The organism is Paraburkholderia fynbosensis (genome assembly GCF_902859935.1).
In the GTDB taxonomy this organism is placed as follows: domain Bacteria; phylum Pseudomonadota; class Gammaproteobacteria; order Burkholderiales; family Burkholderiaceae; genus Paraburkholderia; species Paraburkholderia fynbosensis.
Genome location: NZ_CADIKI010000015.1, coordinates 96,312 through 115,795 on the forward strand (window position 1 = coordinate 96,312; position 19,484 = coordinate 115,795).

The 19,484-nt window shown below is 63.9% G+C and carries 15 protein-coding genes; 9 read left to right on the forward strand and 6 right to left on the reverse strand.

The window, feature by feature from the left end:
- Window positions 1-218 precede the first annotated feature (218 nt).
- Window positions 219-632, forward strand: coding sequence for a rubredoxin (locus tag HV770_RS23820; RefSeq protein ID WP_175163589.1), 414 nt, complete (start codon window positions 219-221; stop codon window positions 630-632).
- Between the two features lie 77 nt (window positions 633-709).
- On the opposite strand, the gene HV770_RS23825 is transcribed toward HV770_RS23820, so the two are convergent.
- The gene (locus HV770_RS23825; protein ID WP_175163591.1) at window positions 710-1,564 is read right to left on the reverse strand and encodes an oxidoreductase; all 855 of its coding nucleotides are present in this window, start codon (window positions 1,562-1,564) and stop codon (window positions 710-712) included.
- Between the two features lie 178 nt (window positions 1,565-1,742).
- Entirely contained in the window at window positions 1,743-2,672 is a 930-nt protein-coding gene (locus tag HV770_RS23830) for a LysR family transcriptional regulator (protein ID WP_175163593.1), read from the reverse strand.
- A 110-nt stretch (window positions 2,673-2,782) separates the two neighbouring features.
- Between HV770_RS23830 and lysA the strand changes: the two genes are divergently transcribed.
- Window positions 2,783-4,021 (forward strand): diaminopimelate decarboxylase, encoded by a 1,239-nt coding sequence (gene lysA, locus HV770_RS23835; RefSeq protein WP_175163595.1) that lies wholly within the window; start codon window positions 2,783-2,785, stop codon window positions 4,019-4,021.
- A gap of 25 nt (window positions 4,022-4,046) precedes the next feature.
- Here lysA and HV770_RS23840 read toward each other — a convergent pair whose 3' ends face one another.
- The gene (locus HV770_RS23840) at window positions 4,047-4,967 is read right to left on the reverse strand and encodes a LysR substrate-binding domain-containing protein (protein WP_175163596.1); all 921 of its coding nucleotides are present in this window, start codon (window positions 4,965-4,967) and stop codon (window positions 4,047-4,049) included.
- Window positions 4,968-5,094: 127 nt separating this feature from the next.
- Between HV770_RS23840 and HV770_RS23845 the strand changes: the two genes are divergently transcribed.
- Entirely contained in the window at window positions 5,095-5,862 is a 768-nt protein-coding gene (locus HV770_RS23845) for a transporter substrate-binding domain-containing protein (protein ID WP_175163598.1), read from the forward strand.
- Between the two features lie 40 nt (window positions 5,863-5,902).
- The gene (locus tag HV770_RS23850) at window positions 5,903-7,018 is read left to right on the forward strand and encodes a succinylglutamate desuccinylase/aspartoacylase family protein (RefSeq protein WP_175163600.1); all 1,116 of its coding nucleotides are present in this window, start codon (window positions 5,903-5,905) and stop codon (window positions 7,016-7,018) included.
- A 136-nt stretch (window positions 7,019-7,154) separates the two neighbouring features.
- Here the strand turns inward: HV770_RS23850 and HV770_RS23855 are convergent, their stop codons facing one another.
- Together HV770_RS23855 and HV770_RS23860 are read right to left on the reverse strand one after the other, a co-directional pair.
- Window positions 7,155-9,299: a phosphocholine-specific phospholipase C gene (locus HV770_RS23855; protein WP_175163602.1), complete on the reverse strand. Its 2,145-nt coding sequence runs from the start codon at window positions 9,297-9,299 to the stop codon at window positions 7,155-7,157.
- A gap of 60 nt (window positions 9,300-9,359) precedes the next feature.
- The gene (locus HV770_RS23860) at window positions 9,360-9,665 is read right to left on the reverse strand and encodes a hypothetical protein (RefSeq protein WP_175163604.1); all 306 of its coding nucleotides are present in this window, start codon (window positions 9,663-9,665) and stop codon (window positions 9,360-9,362) included.
- A gap of 211 nt (window positions 9,666-9,876) precedes the next feature.
- Here HV770_RS23860 and HV770_RS23865 point away from each other — a divergent pair, with 211 nt between their 5' ends.
- The 5 genes from HV770_RS23865 to HV770_RS23885 all read left to right on the forward strand — a co-directional run bounded on the left by HV770_RS23865 (window position 9,877) and on the right by HV770_RS23885 (window position 17,963).
- The gene (locus HV770_RS23865) at window positions 9,877-11,853 is read left to right on the forward strand and encodes an amylo-alpha-1,6-glucosidase (RefSeq protein ID WP_175163605.1); all 1,977 of its coding nucleotides are present in this window, start codon (window positions 9,877-9,879) and stop codon (window positions 11,851-11,853) included.
- 51 nt (window positions 11,854-11,904) lie between these two features.
- Complete coding sequence (locus HV770_RS23870) at window positions 11,905-14,736, forward strand: MGH1-like glycoside hydrolase domain-containing protein (RefSeq protein ID WP_175163607.1); 2,832 nt, start codon at window positions 11,905-11,907, stop codon at window positions 14,734-14,736.
- A 153-nt stretch (window positions 14,737-14,889) separates the two neighbouring features.
- Entirely contained in the window at window positions 14,890-16,506 is a 1,617-nt protein-coding gene (gene zwf, locus HV770_RS23875) for a glucose-6-phosphate dehydrogenase (protein ID WP_175163609.1), read from the forward strand.
- A gap of 34 nt (window positions 16,507-16,540) precedes the next feature.
- Window positions 16,541-17,365: an ROK family protein gene (locus HV770_RS23880; RefSeq protein ID WP_425497470.1), complete on the forward strand. Its 825-nt coding sequence runs from the start codon at window positions 16,541-16,543 to the stop codon at window positions 17,363-17,365.
- A 37-nt stretch (window positions 17,366-17,402) separates the two neighbouring features.
- Entirely contained in the window at window positions 17,403-17,963 is a 561-nt protein-coding gene (locus tag HV770_RS23885) for a YbhB/YbcL family Raf kinase inhibitor-like protein (RefSeq protein ID WP_175163611.1), read from the forward strand.
- A gap of 77 nt (window positions 17,964-18,040) precedes the next feature.
- Here the strand turns inward: HV770_RS23885 and HV770_RS23890 are convergent, their stop codons facing one another.
- Window positions 18,041-19,036, reverse strand: a complete 996-nt coding sequence (locus HV770_RS23890) for an aldo/keto reductase (protein ID WP_175163613.1) — start codon at window positions 19,034-19,036, stop codon at window positions 18,041-18,043.
- Between the last annotated feature and the right edge of the window lie 448 nt (window positions 19,037-19,484).

A 19,484-nucleotide genomic window follows, 5' to 3' on the forward strand; every position in this document is an offset into this window, starting at 1 on the left:
GCTTTTTCCAACTTTCAAGAATCTCTCGTGAACACGCAACAAGCCTCCATCGCACCGCGTAAATCGCTCACCTTGATGCAATTGCTTGGCCTCATCGGCGCCGCCGGCCTGATCGCCTCCATCCTGCTGAATCACTTGGTCTAGCTCCATCGCCCTCGCATCATGCGTGCGGCTCCACGCCGGCACTCGCTGCCGGCTTCATCGACATTCCGAGTGCCATGTACAAGAAGGGCGTAGCCGTAGAAATCCAGTTTTCACCCGAGCGGCTCAACGACGGCGCGGGCGATCCTTACTGGATCGATCTGACGCAGGACGAAGCGCAGCGCTTGCTGGAAAGCCTGCAGGCGCGCCTCGCCGCGGGCGGCGGCACCGTCGCGCCGCTGGTCGTGAGCCTTGATGAGACGCCCCCGCAGCCAGCTGTGGCAGGCGCGGCGGAGGCGTCCGGTCATGCCGTGTCGGCGGACGACTTCAAGCAATGGGTCTGCGTGATCTGCGGCTGGGTCTACGACGAGGCGGCGGGCTTGCCGGATGAAGGTATCGCGCCGGGCACCCGCTGGGCGGACGTCCCGGCCGACTGGCGCTGCCCGCTGTGCGACGTCGGCAAGGAAGATTTCGCGTTGGTCGAGTTTTAAAGCCGGCCAACGGATTTGAACGCATCAGACCGTTCCGGCGATCCATTGCCACGGCACGGTCCCGGCTTCCGGCGTGCTCAGGCGCTCTCCGCCGGATAATCCGCGCCCTCGGTCGTCGCTTTCCATGCGTCGAAGTCGCCGCGCATGAAGTCGAGCTTCTTGTACGCGAGGTCGAGCGCGATCTTGCCGAGCAGCAGACGCAGCGGCGGCTGCTCCGACAGCGCGGCGTCGATGATCGCCTGTGCGGCGCGCACCGGATCGCCCGCCTGCTTGCCGCTGCGCGCTTCGGTCTGCTGGCGGCGTTCGCCCGCCGTGCCCGCGTAGTCGTCGATCACGGTGGCCGACTGCTTGATCGACGGTCCCGCCCAGTTCGTGCGGAACGGGCCGGGTTCGACGATCAGCACGCCGATGCCGAGCGGCTTCACCTCGAGCGCCAGCGATTCGGACAAGCCTTCCACCGCGTATTTGGTCGCGTGGTAATAGCCGGTCGCCGCGAAACTCGCAACGCCGCCAATCGACGACACGTTGACGATCAACCCGCTACGCTGTTCGCGCATGATCGGCAGCACCGCTTTCGTGATGTCGATCAAACCGAATACATTGGTCTCGAACATCGCGCGGACTTCGTCGTCCTCGCCTTCCTCGATCGCGGCCAGATAGCCATAACCCGCGTTGTTCACGAGCGCGTCGATACGGCCGAAACGCTGCTTCGCCTGTGCGACCACCTCTTCGATCTGGGCGCGGTTCGTCACGTCGAGCGGCAGAGCGAGTGCTCGCTCGCCGTGCGGCTCGGCGATATCTTTCACTTTCGACACATCGCGTGCGGTCACCACCGCGCGCCAGCCGCGCTCCAGCACCAGCTTCGCCAGTTCACGGCCGAAGCCGGTGGAACAGCCGGTAATCAGCCAGACGGGGTTGTCTCGATTCATCATTTGGGAAACTCCTGTTGATGGTCTACGACGAGTGAAGAGTGCGCTACGGCACAAGGCGCGCCGTTCGCGTGCGCGATCGGTGCGCTAGTGGTGTTCTGGGTGTTGCGTGCGCGGCGTTGTCGGCGCAGGGCATCCGCGGCGGCTCGCCCGGGTGTGGGCCGTGTGCCGGGCGGCGTCGTTATGCGCGCCGCTGTCCGGTATGGCTTTTCAATTGTAGCCGCAGCGCGGCGGCTTCGCTTTGCAGCGCCTTGACGAACGCAGCGGCCAGCGGATGGCCTGGACGATGCTCCGGATGTATCACGCTCACGCGGAACGGCAACGATACGGTGAGCGGCCGGATATGCAGATGGCGGTCCGCGAAATCGACGGCGGTCAGCGGATTGACGATCGCGATGCCGAGGCCCTGGCGCACGAAGCTGCACACGGAAACAGCGGTCGGTGTCTCGATCAGCTGGCGGCGCGCGATGCCCGCTTGCGCGAACACCTCGTCGATCTGAAGCCGGTAGGGATCGCTCGACGACAGGCTGATGAAAGCCTGATCCGTGAAATCCTTCAACTCGATCGCGCGCTTCTTCAGCAACGGATGCCGGTCGGGCAGCACGCACACCTCGTCCACTTCGAGCAACGGCGTCAGCCGCGTGCCGGGCGGTGGCGCGCCGTGTTCGGTCAGACCGAGGTCGTAGCGCTGCGCGCTCAGCCATTCTTCGAGGAACGGCGACTCCTGCGTGGCGATCGACAGGCTCACGCCCGGCTGCGCGTCATGAAAGCGCTTCGACGCGCCCGGCAGGATCGAATGCGAAAAGGCGGGCAACGCGATGATGGAAAGCTGGCCGCCCTGGAATTCGCGCAGGCTGGCCGCCGTCGATGCCACCCGTTCGAGCCCGACATACGCGCGCTTGATTTCGTCGAACAGCGTCAACGCGGACAGGGTGGGACGCAGCCGGCCGCCTGCGCGCTCGAACAGCGCGAAGCCGATGCTCTGCTCCATGCGTGCGAGTTCGCGGCTCACGGTGGGCTGCGACGTGAAAAGCATCTCGGCCGCCTTGGTGACGCTGCCCGCCGTCATCAATGCGCGGAAGACTTCGATGTGCCGGTGCGTGAGCGCCATATCGGGTATATCAAGAATGAATGACTGACCGAAGAATAGGTATTTTACTGAATGACGGGTTTTCAGCATCATGTCGGGCATTGCACTGTTTCGACATCGAGAGAACCGTGATGCCATTCAATCCCGCACAACTCGTCGGACTCGCCCGGCAGCACGGCACGCCGCTCTGGGCCTACGACGCCGAAACGATTCGCCGGCGCATCGCCGAACTCCGCGCTTTCGACGTCATCCGCTACGCGCAGAAGGCCTGTTCCAACGTGCACATTCTGAAGCTGATGCGCGAGGCTGGCGTCATGGTTGACGCGGTCTCGTTGGGCGAAATCGCGCGCAGTCTCGCGGCGGGCTTCTCGGCCGGGGGCGACCCCGAAGGCGTGGTGTTCACCGCGGACCTGCTCGACCACGCGAGCCTTGCCGCTGTGCTCGAACATCAGATCACGGTCAACGCCGGCTCGCTCGATATGCTCGAACGGATAGGACGCCATGCGCCCGCAGGCCATCGCGTGTGGCTGAGGATCAATCCCGGCTTCGGTCACGGGCACAGCAACAAGACCAACACCGGGGGCGAACACAGCAAACACGGCATCTGGCTCGACGACGTGCCGCGCGCGATCGAACTGGTGCGCCGTTACCGATTGACGCTCGTCGGCCTGCACATGCATATCGGCTCGGGTGTCGACTATGGGCATCTGTCGCGCGTCTGCGAGGCGATGGTCGATGCCGTGACAGGCCTCGGCCACGATATCGAAGCGATTTCCGCTGGCGGTGGTTTGTCGGTACCGTATCGCGAAGGCGAGCCGCGCATCGACGTCGATCATTACTTCCGGCTGTGGAATGCGGCGCGCCAGCGGATCGAGGCGCACGTCGGGCATCGCGTGCGGCTGGAAATCGAACCGGGGCGCTTTCTGGTAGCGGAGGCGGGCGTGCTCGTCGCCGAAGTGCATGCGTTGAACCGGCGGCCCACGCGGCAATTCGCGCTGGTCGATGCGGGCTTCAACGACCTCGTGCGGCCGTCGTTGTACGGCAGCCACCACCGGATGAGCGTAGTGAAACGCGACGGCGTGCCGAGCGACGCGCCGCTTGCCGCGTTCACGGTAGCCGGCCCGCTGTGCGAAGCCGGCGACGTGTTCACGCAGGCCGAAGGCGGCATCGTCACGAGCCGCTCGATGCCCGCGCCCGAAGTGGGTGACTTCATCGTGTTCCATGACGCGGGTGCGTACGGCGCGTCGATGTCATCGAACTACAACAGCCGGCCGCTCGCGCCCGAGGTGTTGCTCGACGCGGGCGAGGCGCGGTTGATCCGGCGCCGTCAAAGCATCGGCGAATTGATCGCGCTCGAAACCGTGGCCTGACGCATCGACTGACATCGCGCCGAAGTCAGCGCGCCCGCACGGTGCGCGTGTATGACGCGATCATCGTCGCGAGCTCCTGTGCGGCGGGCGTGAGCGGGATCGCCGCGCGCTGCAGCAGGCAGACGTTCTGTTCGACCGCCCGCTCGCGCACCGCGATCGCCGTGAGTGCGCTGGCAAACGGCCCGCGTTTCGCCACGATCGACGACTCCAGCGACAGGCAGTCCGTCGCGCCGACCAGATGCAGCGTCTCGTACAGGCCCTCCACTGTGGCGATGACTTTCGGCGGCGGGAGGCCGTGGCTTTCGAACAGATGGCTCAGCCGGTTGACGTGCGGATCTTCGGTCAGATTCGGCGAGCGCGTCGCCACCCACGTGCAGTCGACCAGTTCGGCGAGCGAGGTCGCCCCTGCTTTCGGATGACCCTGGCGGCACACGATCACCGGATCGGACGGATAGAGCGGCGTGACCGACAGATCGGCCGTATCGGTATGCTTCGACACGAGCGCGACCGCGAAGTCGAGCGTGCCTTCGCGAATCCACGAAATCATCATGCGCGAGGTGCCGGTGCGCAAATGCACCGCGACCCGCTCGAAGCGCGTGCGAAAATCCATCAGCACCGGCGCGAATGCGTCGATGAGCGGCTCGGTCGTCATGCCGAACGTGACCTCGCCGACATAGTCGCCGCGCACTTGCCGCACTTCCTGCTCGGCGCGCTCGCACTCGCCGATGATCGCGCCGGCCCGCTGCAATAGCCGCTGGCCGAGCGCGGTCAGCGCAATGCCGCGATTCGTGCGGATGAACAGCGTCGCGCCGAGCATCGATTCGAGGTTCTGCAACTGCTGGGTGATGCCGCTCTGCGCAATGCCGAGCGCGCGCGAGGCCGCGCGGAGGCTGCCGTGCTCGGCGACCGCCGTGAAGGCGCGCAGCTGGGAGATCGTCAACGCCATGAGGGTTCCAGTTCGTTGATCTGGTGATCGGTAAAAGTGATCATGATAGTTTGAACGGGACTTCTTGGAGGCGCGGCGGCGTCATACGATGGCACCGTCGTCATTCATCCCCCACACTTCGACTCCCATGAAAATTTCGCTGATGATCCTGAGCGCTGCGCTGACTTTCAGCAGCGGCGCGTTTGCCGCCGAAGCCGGCACGCTGCGCCTCGGCATCGATCCGAGCTATCCGCCAATGGATGCCAAGGCGCCCGACGGCAGCTTCAAGGGTTTCGACGTCGATCTCGGCAACGAAATCTGCCGGCGCATTCACGCGCGCTGCCAATGGGTGGAACTCGAATTCTCGGGGATGATTCCGGCGCTTCAGGCGCGCAAGATCGACGCGATTCTGTCGTCGATGGCGATCACGGAAAAGCGCGAGCAGCAGATCCTGTTTTCGTCGAAGATCTTCCAGTTCAAGTCGCGGCTGATTGCGCGTCAAGGCTCGCCGCTCGCGGGCGGTGTGAACGCACTGGCCGGCAAGCAGATCGGCGTGCAGTCGGGCACGCAGTTCGAAGGCTACGCGTTGAAGAACTGGGCGCCGCTCGGCGCGCACGTGACCGCGTACAAGAGCCAGGACGAAGTGTTCGCCGACTTGCAGAACGGACGGCTCGACGGCGCATTGCTCGGGTCGGTGGAAGCGGACATCGGCTTTCTGCGCACGCCGGCGGGCAAGGGCTTTGCGTTTGTCGGCGAACCGCTGTCGATGGGCGATCGCGGCGTGGGCATCGGCTTGCGCAAGGACGAGACCGCGGTGCAGGCGTCGATCAATGCGGCGATTGCTTCGATGCTCAAGGACGGCACGTACGCACAGATCGCGAAGAAGTACTTCGACTTCGATCCGTACGGCAATTGATTCTTTTACTCCCGACTCTTCTTCCCCAGGCTTTCCCCTCATGAACAGGCAATCGATTCCGCTTCTTTCGCCGGCTATCGGCACGCACCGCGAACTGGTGTCGTTCCATTTCGGCCCGGCGAATAGCGGGCAGAAGATTTATATCCAGTCGTCGCTGCATGCCGACGAGACGCCCGCGATGTTGACGACCGTGTTGCTCAAGCGCCGCCTGCTGGAACTGGAGAAGCAGGGCGCGTTGAATGCGGAAATCGTGCTGGTGCCGGTGGCGAATCCGGTCGGGCTCGGTCAGTACGTGCTCGGTCAGTTTCTCGGACGCTTCGATCTCGGCAGCGGCAAGAACTTCAACCGGCACTTCTTGCAGTTCTCGAAGCTGGTCGCACGCGCGAAGGATGCGTTGGGTTCGGATGCGGCGGAGAACCGGCGCATCGTTCGCGACTTGATCGCGGCTGAACTGGCCGAGCAGAAGCCGTTGACCGAATTCGAGTCACTGCAACTGGCGATGCTCAAACTCTCGTTCGATGCGGACGTCGTGATCGATCTGCATTGTTCGCTCGAAGCGGCGATGCATCTGTACACGAGCGAAGCGGCCTGGCCCGAGTTCGAGCCCTTGTCGCGCTATCTCGGCGCAGAAGCCTCGCTGCTCGCGACCAACTCGGGCGGCGAGTCGTTCGACGAAACGCATAGCCTGTTGTGGTGGACCTTGCAGCAAGCCATGCCCGCTAGCAAACCGGTGCCCACCGGCACGATTGCGGTGACGGTGGAATGCCGCGGTCAGCGCGACGTCTCGTACGAAGTGGCGCAACGGGATGCCGACGCGATAGTCGATTATCTTGCGTGGCGCAAGGCGATCCGGCTGGACGCGCGGCCTTTGCCGCCGCTGCTTGCGCCTGCGACGCCGCTCGCGGGCAGCGAGCAGTTTTACGCACCTGTCAGCGGGATTCTGATTCATCGCGCGAAGATCGGCGAGACGATTCGCGTCGGACAGGCTCTGTTCGATATCGTCGATCCGCTCACCGACGAGACGACCACGATCACGAGCAACACCGAAGGCGTGCTTTATATGCGTCGCGCGATTCGCTTCGTGACGGCAGGGGCGCCGTTGGGACGGGTGACGGGGACGCGGCCGTTCAGGACCGGCGTGTTGCTGGGGGCTTGAGTTTTTTTCGCGGGCGGCGCGGATGCGTTGTTTTGTGCAGGGCCCTTCGAGGGATATGCATGACGACAGCCTCCCTGGGCAGCGGAGTACTTTCGACAGGGGCTCCGCCTCGACGGCGAAGCCCCGCTGCTTCACCTCACGCCAACATCGGCGCAACCGCCGCCGGATCGCTGATACTCGGCCGCCCGTTCTCAACGTGACCCGCAAAGCGGCGCGAGAAACTCGCATCGTCATTGCTCGTCACCGTCAGGTCGTACCAGTGATGGCTCGCCGCCAGCACCCACACCTCTTCGAGATGCAAGCCGGCCGGCACCAGCACCGGACGCGTGCGCGCCCCATACGCGTTATCCGTTACCGTCAAACGCGCGATGCCGCCACCGCTGTTGCTGAACTTCAGGAACACGTTGCCGTTGGCGACGTCGTATTGCGCCTTCACTTCGGGCAGCGCCGGCTTGTTGCCAAACAGGCCCAGACCGTGCGCGTTGTGCGTCTTCGTCGGCTGCGCATTGCCCGCGAACTTGCGCACGAAGCCGTTCGGCCCGAACACTTCGAACGCGTACACGCCGTTCGTCGTCGTCAGATCGAAGGTCTCGCCGAGCGATTTGCCCGCTTCGACGGTGTAACGCCACGGACCATCGGTGCGATTGCTCGAGTACACATAGAAATGCGCGCCCTGGTCGCCCGTGTTGGCGATCGAGATCTCGAACGTGTTGCGGTTCACATCCGCTTCGCCATTCACATGCAGTTCGTACGGCAATGCACGCGCGAAACGAATCCCGCTTTCCTGCGGATCGATCGCGCCCGGCGTCGCGGGCACGGTCGGCTTCGGCTGCGTCGCGCACTGGTTATCGGCGATGCTCTTGTAGTTGCTCGTGTCCGGCAGCGGCGGCACTTTCGAGTCCGGCGTGCGGAAGTCGAATGCGGTGGTCAGGTCGCCGCACACTGCGCGGCGCCACGGCGTGATGTTCGGTTCGTGAACGCCAAAACGTGTTTCGATGAAGCGAATCACCGACGTGTGATCGAACACCTGCGAGCACACGAAACCGCCCTTGCTCCACGGCGACACGATCGTCATCGGCACGCGGGGGCCGAGCCCGTACGGCAAGCCGTCGGCGGTATAACTGCCGCCGCGCGCGGGATTGACTACGTTGTGAATCTCGCCTTCGGTGCTGACCGTCGACTTGCCTTGCGCGGGCGTCGTCGCCGGTTGCGGCGGCACGATGTGATCGAAGAAGCCGTCGTTCTCGTCGTACATGATGAAGAGCACGGTCTTGCTCCACACCTCGGGATTCGACGTCAACGCATCGAGAATCTGCGACGTGTATTCGGCGCCGTATGCGGGCGTATATTGCGGGTGCTCCGAGTACGCGGCCGGCGGGCACAACCACGACACTTGCGGCAGCTTGTTCGCGAGCACGTCGGCCTTCAGGTCGTCGATGGTGCGCACGGTTTGTGCGCGCTCATACAACGGCGAGCCCGGCTGCGCGTTGATGAAGTTCGTGAAGTTCTGCAGGATGTTGGTGCCGTAGTTGCCGTTCAACGGATCGGAGCCCGTCGTACCCTGCTGGTACACCTGCCACGAAATGCCAGCGGCTTGCAGGCGCTCCGGATACGTGGTCCAAGAGAGCAACTGGTAATTCGGCGGACCGTCGCCGTCGACGAAATCGTTGTTATCGAGGAGCGGTCCGCCGAGCGTGCCGGTCGGATCGACCGTCCCGGTCATCAGATACGAGCGGTTCGGGTGCGTGGGTCCGGGCAGCGAGCAGAAGTATGCGTCGCAGGTGGTGAACGCATCGGCCAGCGCGTAGTGAAACGGAATGTCGCTGCGCAGGTGATAGCCCATCGTCATGTCGGTCTTGTTGGCCGGCCACTGATCGTAGCGGCCGCCGTCGATCGCGGCGTGGGTCTTGTACCAGGAATGGTCCAGATCGCCGACGCATTGCGCGCTGGTGGTCGAGGTGTCCAGATGGAACGGCAGCACCGGCTTGGTGGCGTCCGCTTTCGACGGCTGATACCACACCGGCTTGCCGTTCGGCAGCGGAATCGGGAAGCGGTCGTTGTAGCCGCGCACGCCGCGCATATGGCCGAAGTAGTGGTCGAACGAGCGGTTCTCCTGCATGAACACGACGATGTGCTCGACATCGCGGATCGTGCCCGTGCGCGAGAACGCGGGCACGGCCAACGCATTGCGGATCGACTCGGGCAGCGCGGTCAGCGCGGCGGCAGCGCCGGCGGAAGAAGCCACGGTCTGCAGGAAACGGCGACGGCTAGTTGATGTCATCGAATATCACCTTCTGCGGGGGGAAAGAATAGCGCGCCTCTGCACGCCATGAAAAGCAGGTCAGTTGTTGCTGGCGCGGTCGCCGGGGGCGTAGTGCATGACGGGTGCGACTTGCTGGTTGTCGGCAGCGAGACTGGCTTGCATGTTTTGCGTGATCGGATCGGACGCGGCGGCGGGGTTCGCCGTGAGCGGGGCGGATGCGTCGGGCAGCGCAGCCGACAAGGTCGCCGCTCGTTGCGCGGCTTCGTCAGCGGTAGGCGCCGAAGACGTTGCCGTCGATGGAGCGTCATCCGCGCCGCAAGCGCTCAAGCCAATAGTGGCGAGTGCGAGCAAGGCGGCGCTCGCGAGGCGTTTGTCTCTTCTCATGTCTGCATCCGGTTTGGTGAAAGCGAGTGCAGTCTCTGTTCCTTTCAAGAAATAATTGTGAAACGTTTGCGAGCAGCATAACTTTCGTTAATTCGTTTGTTTTTCGAAAGAAAGTGGAAAGCAACAAGAAGGACAATAGTCACCGTAATGCCATTTGCCTGATGCTTTTGGCATACCGAACGATTCACGGCTTTGCATAACCGGCTAGTCCATGACACGCATCGAACGACCCTTCGACATCACGCGTCTCGAAGACGAATGGCTGGAAGCGGACGGCTTCGGCGGTTTCGCATCGGGCACCGTGGGCATGTTGCGCACGCGCCGTTATCACGCGTTGCTGTTGAACGCGACGCGCGCGCCGGGCGGCCGTGTCGTGCTCGTCAACGGTGTGGAGGCGTGGCTGGAAGCGGGAGGGCGGCGTTATCCGTTGAGCTCGCAGCGCTATGTGCCGAACGTGATCTATCCGGATTTGAATGCGAGCGTCACCGGCTTCGATACTGCGCCGTGGCCGACCTGGCGCATTCAACTCGACACATTGAACGTATTGATTGCCGAAGTATTCGTCAGTCGAGCGACGCGAGAAACGGTTTTGCGTTGGCGGCTGGACAGCGCTGAGGTGGCAGGCGAAATGAGCGCGCGCGTGTTGAAGGTAAGGCCCTTGTTGTCGGGGCGCGATTATCACGCGCTGCATCATGAAAACGCCGCATTCAATTTCGACGCGCGGATCAGCGACGATCGCGCATGCGTCAGTTGGCAACCGTATGGCGACCTGCCGGTCATTCATGCGGCGACGAATGGCGTCTATATGCACGCGCCTGACTGGTATCGGAACTTCTGCTACGTGCGCGAGCAGGAACGCGGTCTCGACTTCAGCGAAGATCTCGCAACGCCTGGGGTATTCAGCTTCGATCTGGGCGACGGTGAAGCGGTGATGGTTCTCAGCGCGTCGAATGCAGCGGGCGCGGCAGCGCCCACCTGCGCAACCGCCACCCACGCAGCCGAGCTCGCCCGCGTCGAACAGCAGCGCCGCAACGCACTGGGCTCGCGCCTGCAACGCTCCGCCGATGCCTACGTGGTCTCGCGCAACGAAGGCCGCACGATTCTCGCGGGCTTTCCGTGGTTCACCGACTGGGGCCGCGACACCTTCATCGCGATGCGCGGCCTGTTGATCGCGTCGAACCGTCTCGACGAAGCCGAGTCGATCCTGCTCGAATGGTCGGGCACGCTGTCCGAAGGCATGCTGCCGAACCGCTTCCCCGATTACGGCGACACGCCGGAATACAACTCCGTCGACGCGTCCTTATGGTTCATCGTCGCAGTGCACGACTACCTGGCCACAGGTCATGCGGGCGCCGTGACCCGCGCGCGTCTGCAACAGGCCGCCGACGCGATCCTCACCGGCTACACGAACGGCACGCGCTTCAACATCCGCGCCTGCGCCGACGATGGTCTCCTGAGCGCGGGCGTCCCTGGTGTGCAACTCACGTGGATGGACGCGAAAGTCGGCGACTGGGTCGTCACACCGCGCATCGGCAAACCGGTTGAGGTACAGGCGCTGTGGTGTAACGCGTTGCGCATTGCGGCAGCATGGAACCCGAAGTGGCAACAACCGGCCGGACGAGTGTTGCAAGCGTTTCGTGAACGCTTCGTCGATCCGTCCACACAGGCATTGTTCGATAACGTCGATGTCGATCACGTAAAAGGCGCGATAGATCGCGCGGTCCGGCCGAACCAGATTTTCGCGGTGGGCGGCCTGCCGTTCCCGCTAGTCGACGGCGCGGCGGCGCGCGCGGTGCTAGACCAGGTGGAAGCGCAGTTGCTCACGCCGCTCGGTCTGAGAACGCTCGCACCGTCCGATCCCGCGTATCGCGGACACTACGGCGGCTCTGCCTTGCAGCGCGATGGCGCCTATCATCAGGGAACGGTCTGGCCGTGGCTGCTCGGGCCGTTCGTCGAAGCGTGGCTGCGGGTTCACGGCGTGACGGAACAGACCCGCGCGCAAGCCAAAGCGCGCTTTCTCGACCCGCTCTACGCGCATCTCGATGACGCGGGTCTCGACCACCTCTCTGAAATCGCCGACGGCGACGCGCCGCATGCGCCTGCCGGCACGCCGTTTCAGGCGTGGTCGCTCGGGGAGTTGCTGCGCATCGAGAATCTGCTTGCCCGGTTGGCGCCCATCGCCGCGTAAACCGCGCTACGATGTGTGTCCCACCGCCAGGCCCGAAGCAAGGACGACGTTATGCCACCGCTGCGCGCTGCCAATCTGCTCGCCACTCTCGAAGGCGCCCGCCTGCACTCGGCCGATTGCGCCCATTGGCAGCGCTGGGGCCCGTATCTGAGCGAACGTCAATGGGGCACGGTGCGCGAGGACTACAGCGCGGACGGCACCGCCTGGGACTCCTTTCCGCACGATCATGCGCGCAGCCGCGCGTATCGCTGGGGCGAAGACGGCATCGCCGGTTTCGGCGACGACAAGCTGAGCTGGTGTGTATCGCTCGCGCTATGGAACCGCAAGGACCCGATCCTCAAGGAGCGCCTGTTCGGCCTCACCAACGCGCAGGGCAATCATGGCGAGGACGTGAAGGAGCTGTACTTCTACCTCGACGGCACGCCGACGCATTCGTACATGCGGATGCTCTACAAGTACCCGCACGCCGCTTTCCCGTATGAAGACCTGGTGCAGGAAAACGCTCGCCGTGGCGGCGACATGCCGGAGTACGAGGTTCTCGATACCGGCGCGTTCGACGATCTGCGCTATTTCGACGTGCAGGTCGAATACGCGAAACACGCGCCCGACGACATCGTGATGCGCGTGACGATCGAGAATCGCGCGGACGAGTCCGCGTCGCTCGACGTGCTGCCGCAAATCTGGGCGCGCAACTCGTGGTCGTGGAAGGAGAACAAGGACAAGCCGTCGTTGGTCGCCGGCACGGACCGCAACGGTGAGGCGCATTTGATCGGGCGTCAGCATGGCCAGGAGCCAATTGTCGTGACGGCCTGGTCGAAGGACGCGCCGCAGCTCGCATGGCTTTTCTGTGAGAACGACACCAACGTCAAGCGTCTGTTCAACATGGACGGCACGGGCCCGTTCAAGGACGGCTTCAACGACTATCTCGTGCATGGCGACCAGCACGCGGTACGTCACGACGCCGGCACCAAGGCCGGCGCGCATGCGGCACTCGAATTCGGCCCGCACGGGCGCGCCGTGGTGTACCTGCGCTGGCGTGCGCAGTCGTCGCCCGACGACGGGCAGTTCGACGCCGACGCGCTGTTCGCCCGCCGCATCGCCGAGGCCGACGAATTCTATGGCGCGCTGCAACACGAAATCGCGGATCCCGACGCGCGCCTCGTGCAGCGCCAGGCGCTCGCCGGCATGCTGTGGTCCAAGCAGTACTACCAGTACGACGTGCAACGCTGGTTCCAGGGCGATCCGCTGCAACCCGCGCCGCCCGCGGGCCGCAAGCACGGCCGCAATGCGGACTGGCGGCACCTGTGCAATGCGGACATCGTGTCGATGCCCGACAAGTGGGAATACCCGTGGTACGCCTCGTGGGATCTCGCATTTCATGCGGCCGCGTTTGCACTGATCGATCCGGCGTTCGCGAAGCGTCAGTTGCTGCTGCTGGTGAAGGACCGCTATCAGCATCCGAACGGACAACTGCCCGCCTACGAATGGGCGCTCGGCGACGCCAACCCGCCGGTGCATGCATGGGCCGCGTGGCGCGTGTATGAGATCGATCGTGCGATGACCGGCAAGGCGGACCGTGATTTTCTCGAACTCGTGTTCCATAAGCTGTTGCTGAACTTCTCCTGGTGGGTGAACCGCAAGGACGCCGACGGCCGCAATATTTTTCAGGGCGGCTTTCTCGGGCTGGACAACGTCGGCATCTTCGACCGCTCGTCGCCCCTTCCGACCGGCGGCCACATCGACCAGGCCGACGGCACCGCATGGATGGCCGCGTATGCGCTCGACCTGATGCGCATCGCGCTTGAACTCGCGTATGCGAACCACGTGTTCGTCGATATCGGCGTGAAGTTTTTCGAGCACTTCCTGTATATCGCCGAAGCCGTGAGTTGCGACGACGGCTGCGATACGGGCCTGTGGGACAGCGAAGACGAGTTCTTCTACGACAAGCTGCGCCTGCCCGACGGCAGCAATGTGCCGATGCGGGTGCGCTCGATCGTCGGTCTGATTCCGCTGTTCGCCGTGCACGTGCTCGAAGAGCGTCTGCATGGCGAGCTGCCGTGCCTGCGCGAGCGGCTCGTGTGGTTCCTCGAGCATCGGCCGGATCTGGCGAGGCTGGTGTCGCGCTGGAACGAGCCCGGCAAGGGCAATGCGTTGCTGCTGTCGGTGCTGCGCGGCCATCGGATGAAAGCTTTGCTGCGGCGCGCGCTCGACGAAAGCGAGTTCCTGTCCGATCACGGTGTGCGGGCACTGTCGCGTTTTCATCGCGATCAGCCGTTCGTGTTCAATTACAACGGCAACAGCTTTTGCGTCAAGTATCTGCCGGCGGAGTCGGACACGCGCGTGTTCGGCGGCAATTCGAACTGGCGCGGTCCGGTATGGATGCCGGTCAACTATCTGCTGATCGAATCGCTCTACGAATTTCATCGCTATTACGGCGACGAGTTCCGCGTCGAGTATCCGACCGGTTCGGGGGAAAAGTTCTCGCTGAGCGAAATCGCCGACGAACTTGCGCGCCGCGCGACCACGCTGTTCCTGAAGAACAAGGACGGCGAGCGGCCCGTGATGGCCGCGTATCCGCTGTTGCAGGCCGACCCGAAGTCGGCTGATCTGGTCCTGTTCCACGAGTATTTTCACGGCGATAACGGGCGCGGCGTCGGCGCTTCGCACCAGACCGGCTGGAGCGGGCTGGTCGCGTTGCTGCTGCAGCCGCGTGCGATCGCGGCATCGGGCAACGTGCCGCTGGCAGGCGAGCCCGAGCGGGCGCCGATTCCCGTGTCGGCCGGGGCGGCGGTTGGGGCCGCGGCGCACACCGCCGCCCCGGCACGCGTGCTCCAGCCAGAACCCGCACCCGAGCCCGCCGTCGCAGTTCCCGTGACCAAGTAACGCGCCGCGGCCGACCCGCACGCGGCGGCTGACAGCGGGCCTGCCACGCCGCGCATCTTGCCATTGGCGTGATCGTTTTTGAACTGTGTGGGTTCAAGCGTGGTCTTTCATGTACCGCCACGTCCGTTCCATTGGCTTCCTCAAGTGAATCCCATGTCGACTACACCGAACACCCAGGCTTCAGATCACCCCCCCGCCGCTCAGGCGCCGAGCTGCAAGGTCAGCGCGAGTCCGCACGATGCGCCGGCGTCGCCACCCGGCAAGCGGCCCGCGCCGCCTTGCACGCTCGTGATCTTCGGCGCCGGCGGCGACCTCACCAAACGGCTGCTGATGCCCGCGCTGTACAACCTCGCGGTGGACGGCCTGCTCGACGGCGCGATGAAGATCATCGGCGTCAATCACGGCGAGCGCGAGACGCCCGAGTGGCGCGAAGACCTGCACACGTCGCTCCAGCAATTCGCCGCCGACAAAGCCAGCACCTTCCACGCCGGCAAGCTCGACGACCAGGCATGGGACTGGGTCGCGCAACGCCTCGAATACATGGCGGGCGAATTCGAAAGCGACGACACCTTCGCGAAGCTCAAGCAGAAGCTCGCGCAGTCGCCAGGCGGCAACGTGATCTTCTACCTCGCGGTCGGCTCGCGCTTTTTCAAGCCGATCGTCGAGCATCTCGGCAAAGCGGGCTTGCTGAAGGAAGGCGAGGGGAATGACGGCGCCGGCTTTCGCCGTCTCGTGATCGAGAAGCCGTTCGGCACCGATCTCGCCTCGGCGCGCGATCTGAACGCGCACATCCTGTCGTACGCAAAAGAAGAGCAGGTGTATCGCATCGATCACTTTCTCGGTAAGGACACTGTGCAGAGCATTCTCGCGGTGCGTTTCGCGAATGCGCTGTTCGAACCGGTATGGCGGCGCGAATATATCGACAGTGTGCAGATCACTGCGGCGGAAACGATCGGCGTGGAAGGGCGCGGCAAATTCTACGAACAGACCGGCGCGTTTCGCGACATGGTGCCGAACCACCTGTTCCAGCTGCTCGGCATGGTCGCGATGGAGCCGCCCAATTCATTCGACGCCGAAGCCGTGCGCGACAAGAAGGCCGAAATTTTCGACGCGATCCAGCCGCTCACACCCGACGACGTCGTGTTCGGGCAATACGAAAAGGGTCCGGCGGGCGTCGGCTATCGTGAGGAGCCGGACGTCGCGCCCGGCAGCACGACCGAGACCTACGCAGCGGCGCGCGTGTTCGTCGAGAACTGGCGCTGGGCCGGGGTGCCGTTTTATCTGCGTACCGGCAAGCGCCTCGCCGCGCGTCGCACGGAAATCTCGGTGCAACTGAAGCCGGTGCCGTTCCGTCTGTTCCGCGATACGCCGGTCGACGCGCTCACGCCGAACGTGCTGACCTTGCGCATCGATCCCGCGCACGGCACGAGCTTCGACTTCAACGTGAAAACGCCGGGGCCGGTGATGCAGATCGGCGCGGTGCAGTCGTCGTTCAACTATGCGGACTTCTTCGCGGCGAGCGCGAACGTCGGCTATGAGACGCTGCTGTACGACTGCATGCTCGGCGACGAGACTTTGTTCCAGCGCGCCGACAGCATCGAAACGAGCTGGTGCGCGGTGGACGATGTGCTGCATCCGAAAGGCGGCGGCGCCATGCCGGTGCACGGATATGCGGCCGGCAGCGAGGGCCCCGCGCAGGCCGACGCGCTGCTCGCACGCGATGGCCAGGCATGGCGGCCGTTGAGCAGGAATCCAGCCGGGAAGAAGTAAGACCAACACGCGCACCAACTCAACGGGGGACACCGTGGCTAAACGTACGGTAGCAAGCAAGACAGAAAGCAAGACAAAAGTGGCGGGCAGCGCCGAGCGGATTCTGGCCATCGACGTCGGCGGCACCGGCCTGAAGGCCTCGATCATCGACGCGGACGGCCAGATGAAAACCGAGCGTGTACGAGTGGCCACACCGCATCCGTGCACGCCGGATCAGTTGGTGGATACGCTGGCGAAGCTGGTCGCACCGCTAGTCGACGAAGCGCCGCCCACGCTGATGTCGATCGGCTTTCCGGGCGTGGTGCGCAACAACCGCATTCTGACCGCGCCGCACTTCGGGCTCGAAGGCTGGCACGATATCCCGCTCGCCGACGCGCTGGCGCAGCGCCTGGGCGGCTTGCCGGTGCGCATGATCAACGACGCCGAGATGCAAGGCTTTGCCGCAATCGAAGGACATGGCCTCGAATTCGTGCTGACGCTCGGCACCGGCGCGGGCACCGCAATGTTCCGCGACGGCGAGTTGATGCCGCATCTCGAACTCGCGCATCATCCGGTCAGCAAGAAGGGCGTCGCGTACGACGAGTACATCGGCGAGGCCGCGCGCGCGAAGGCGGGGAACAAGCGCTGGAACCGGCGCGTTCACAAGGTGATCGGGATTCTGGCGTCGCTGGTGAACTACGACAAGTTGTGGATCGGCGGCGGCAACGCGGTGCGTCTCGACTTCGATCTGCCGTCGAACGTTGCAACCGTCTCGAACGATGCCGGTATCGAAGGCGGCGCGCGCTTATGGCATCCGCGCTCGGTGCGCGAAACGCGGCAGTTGCCTGAAGCGAATCAGCGCAGCGGACCGTTCAAGTGATGCCGGGTCGAAGAAGCTATGGGAGGAGCGATTCACAATGAAGCAAAACGGCTTTGCGAGACGTTTGCGCTGCGCCAGTGCCTGCGCAGTGTTCGCGTTGGCGAGCGCGCAGGCGTACGCGGCGCAAGCGTTCGCGGTCGCGTCGCCGGGCCTGGCTGACGGCGGTGCGCTCGATTCGAGCCATGCGGCAAGCGCCAATAATTGCGGCGGCGGCAACGTGTCGCCGGCGCTGCAATGGCGCAATGCGCCTGCGGGTACGAAGAGTTTCGCGGTCACGATCTTCGATCCCGACGGTGCGAAGGGATTGGGCATCGTGCATTGGGTGCTGTACGGCATCGCGCCGTCGACGACGGGGCTGGCAGCGGGTGCCGCCATGCCGCCCGGCAGTATCGCCGGTACGAATCGCACGGGCGCTACCGGTTACTACGGGCCGTGTCCGCCGATCGGGGACGTGCCGCATCACTACGTCGCCCAGGTCTACGCGCTCGACGTGCCGCCCGATGCATTGCCTACCGGCTTGACCCGCGATGCGTTGCTCGCGGCGATCAAGGATCACGTCATTGCCGCGACGAGCACGGTGCTGCGATACGGACGCTGACGCCGCCCGATTCGCGGTGTGGCGGCGCTGGTTCGCTCCGCCACACCGCCGCGAAACTGCAGTGAAGCCGGCGCGGCTTATCGGGCCGCATCCCCCCAGCGATATTGCACGCTGGCCTCATCGAGTTGCGTCTTGAGCGGCGTATCGAGCACGAGTTCGGATGCCGCGAGCGTATCGCTCAATTGCTCCGCGCGGCTCGCGCCGATAATCGCCGAGGTCACGAGCGGATTGGCCAGCACCCACGCAAGAGAAACCCGCGTCAACGATTCGCCGGTCTGCGCCGCGATCGCCTTGAGTTGTTCGATCGTCTCGAACTCGCGCTTATGCCAGTACCGCTCCTGGTACATCGCGCCGGCCTTGCCGACGCTTTCGGTGAAGCGCCCGCTCGCCGGCGCGGCATCCAGCTGGTGCTTGCCTGTCAGCAAACCGCCCGCGAGCGGGTTGTACGGCATCACGGCCAGTTGCTCCTCGGCGGCCAGCGGCAGCAGCTCCCGTTCGATCTGACGGAACAGCAGGTTGTAGCGCGGCTGGACCGACACGAAGCGCGCGACGCGCAACACGTCGGCGCGTCCTAACGCGCGCGCGAGCCGGTACGCGAGAAAGTTCGATACGCCGACATAGCGCGCTTTCCCTGAGCGCACGATCGTATCCAGTGCTTCGAGCGTTTCGTCGAGGGGCGTGTTCGCGTCGTCGGAGTGAAGCTGATAGAGGTCCACGTAGTCGGTGCCGAGCCGACGCAGCGACGCGTCGATCGCATCGAGCAGATGCTTGCGCGACGCACCCTGGTCCCACGCCGACGGCCCCATCTTGCCCACTGCCTTCGTCGCGAGAATGAAGCGCTCGCGCTTGCCCTTGAGCCAGCGTCCGACGATCTCCTCCGTGCGCCCGGCAAACTGCTCGCTGCCGCCGAGCGGATAAACATTGGCCGTGTCGATGAAGTTCACGCCGGCATGCGCCGCGGTGTCGAGGATGCGATGCGAGACTTCTTCCTCGGTCTGGAGGCCGAAGGTCATCGTGCCGAGACACAGACGCGAAACGGTCAGGCCGGTGCGGCCGAATTGGCGGTATTGCATGGTCAACAACTCCGAAATGAACGGTACAGCGGTGGGTAGAGAGCGTTGCAAAAAGGATAAACCGTGTTGCAAATAAATGTTGACTGTGGGCGCTCACCTTTTGTTATTAAATTGAAAGTATTCGATCGAAGACCAATTGGAATATTGGCTTGCTGGAGCTAGAAGTCCGCGAATGGTGAATTACATGTCGTAATAAAAGGCTGTCATTACCGGAATAAAAATTACGAATTCCATACGTTAGTAAAAGGCGGAAACAAACCGATTACGCGGGGTAACACGTCGCGCGATTGATGCGCGCTGGGACATATGGAATGATACCGATTCTCATTTAACGACCACCACTAGCCAGCGATCCCGTCACTGCTGCCTCTTCAGGCGACCGGAAGCCAGCCAAAGGCAGCTTGCCACCTATTCCATGGGAGACATGCGAATCGGGTAAGCGCACACC

What these genes read in the sequence shown, in the direction of transcription:
- HV770_RS23820 (WP_175163589.1), top strand. Translation starts at nt 219, where the DNA reads ATGTACAAGAAGGGCGTAGCCGTAGAAATCCAGTTTTCACCCGAGCGG.
- HV770_RS23825 (WP_175163591.1), bottom strand. Translation starts at nt 1,564, where the DNA reads ATGATGAATCGAGACAACCCCGTCTGGCTGATTACCGGCTGTTCCACC.
- HV770_RS23830 (WP_175163593.1), bottom strand. Translation starts at nt 2,672, where the DNA reads ATGGCGCTCACGCACCGGCACATCGAAGTCTTCCGCGCATTGATGACG.
- lysA (WP_175163595.1), top strand. Translation starts at nt 2,783, where the DNA reads ATGCCATTCAATCCCGCACAACTCGTCGGACTCGCCCGGCAGCACGGC.
- HV770_RS23840 (WP_175163596.1), bottom strand. Translation starts at nt 4,967, where the DNA reads ATGGCGTTGACGATCTCCCAGCTGCGCGCCTTCACGGCGGTCGCCGAG.
- HV770_RS23845 (WP_175163598.1), top strand. Translation starts at nt 5,095, where the DNA reads ATGAAAATTTCGCTGATGATCCTGAGCGCTGCGCTGACTTTCAGCAGC.
- HV770_RS23850 (WP_175163600.1), top strand. Translation starts at nt 5,903, where the DNA reads ATGAACAGGCAATCGATTCCGCTTCTTTCGCCGGCTATCGGCACGCAC.
- HV770_RS23855 (WP_175163602.1), bottom strand. Translation starts at nt 9,299, where the DNA reads ATGACATCAACTAGCCGTCGCCGTTTCCTGCAGACCGTGGCTTCTTCC.
- HV770_RS23860 (WP_175163604.1), bottom strand. Translation starts at nt 9,665, where the DNA reads ATGAGAAGAGACAAACGCCTCGCGAGCGCCGCCTTGCTCGCACTCGCC.
- HV770_RS23865 (WP_175163605.1), top strand. Translation starts at nt 9,877, where the DNA reads ATGACACGCATCGAACGACCCTTCGACATCACGCGTCTCGAAGACGAA.
- HV770_RS23870 (WP_175163607.1), top strand. Translation starts at nt 11,905, where the DNA reads ATGCCACCGCTGCGCGCTGCCAATCTGCTCGCCACTCTCGAAGGCGCC.
- zwf (WP_175163609.1), top strand. Translation starts at nt 14,890, where the DNA reads ATGTCGACTACACCGAACACCCAGGCTTCAGATCACCCCCCCGCCGCT.
- HV770_RS23885 (WP_175163611.1), top strand. Translation starts at nt 17,403, where the DNA reads ATGAAGCAAAACGGCTTTGCGAGACGTTTGCGCTGCGCCAGTGCCTGC.
- HV770_RS23890 (WP_175163613.1), bottom strand. Translation starts at nt 19,036, where the DNA reads ATGCAATACCGCCAATTCGGCCGCACCGGCCTGACCGTTTCGCGTCTG.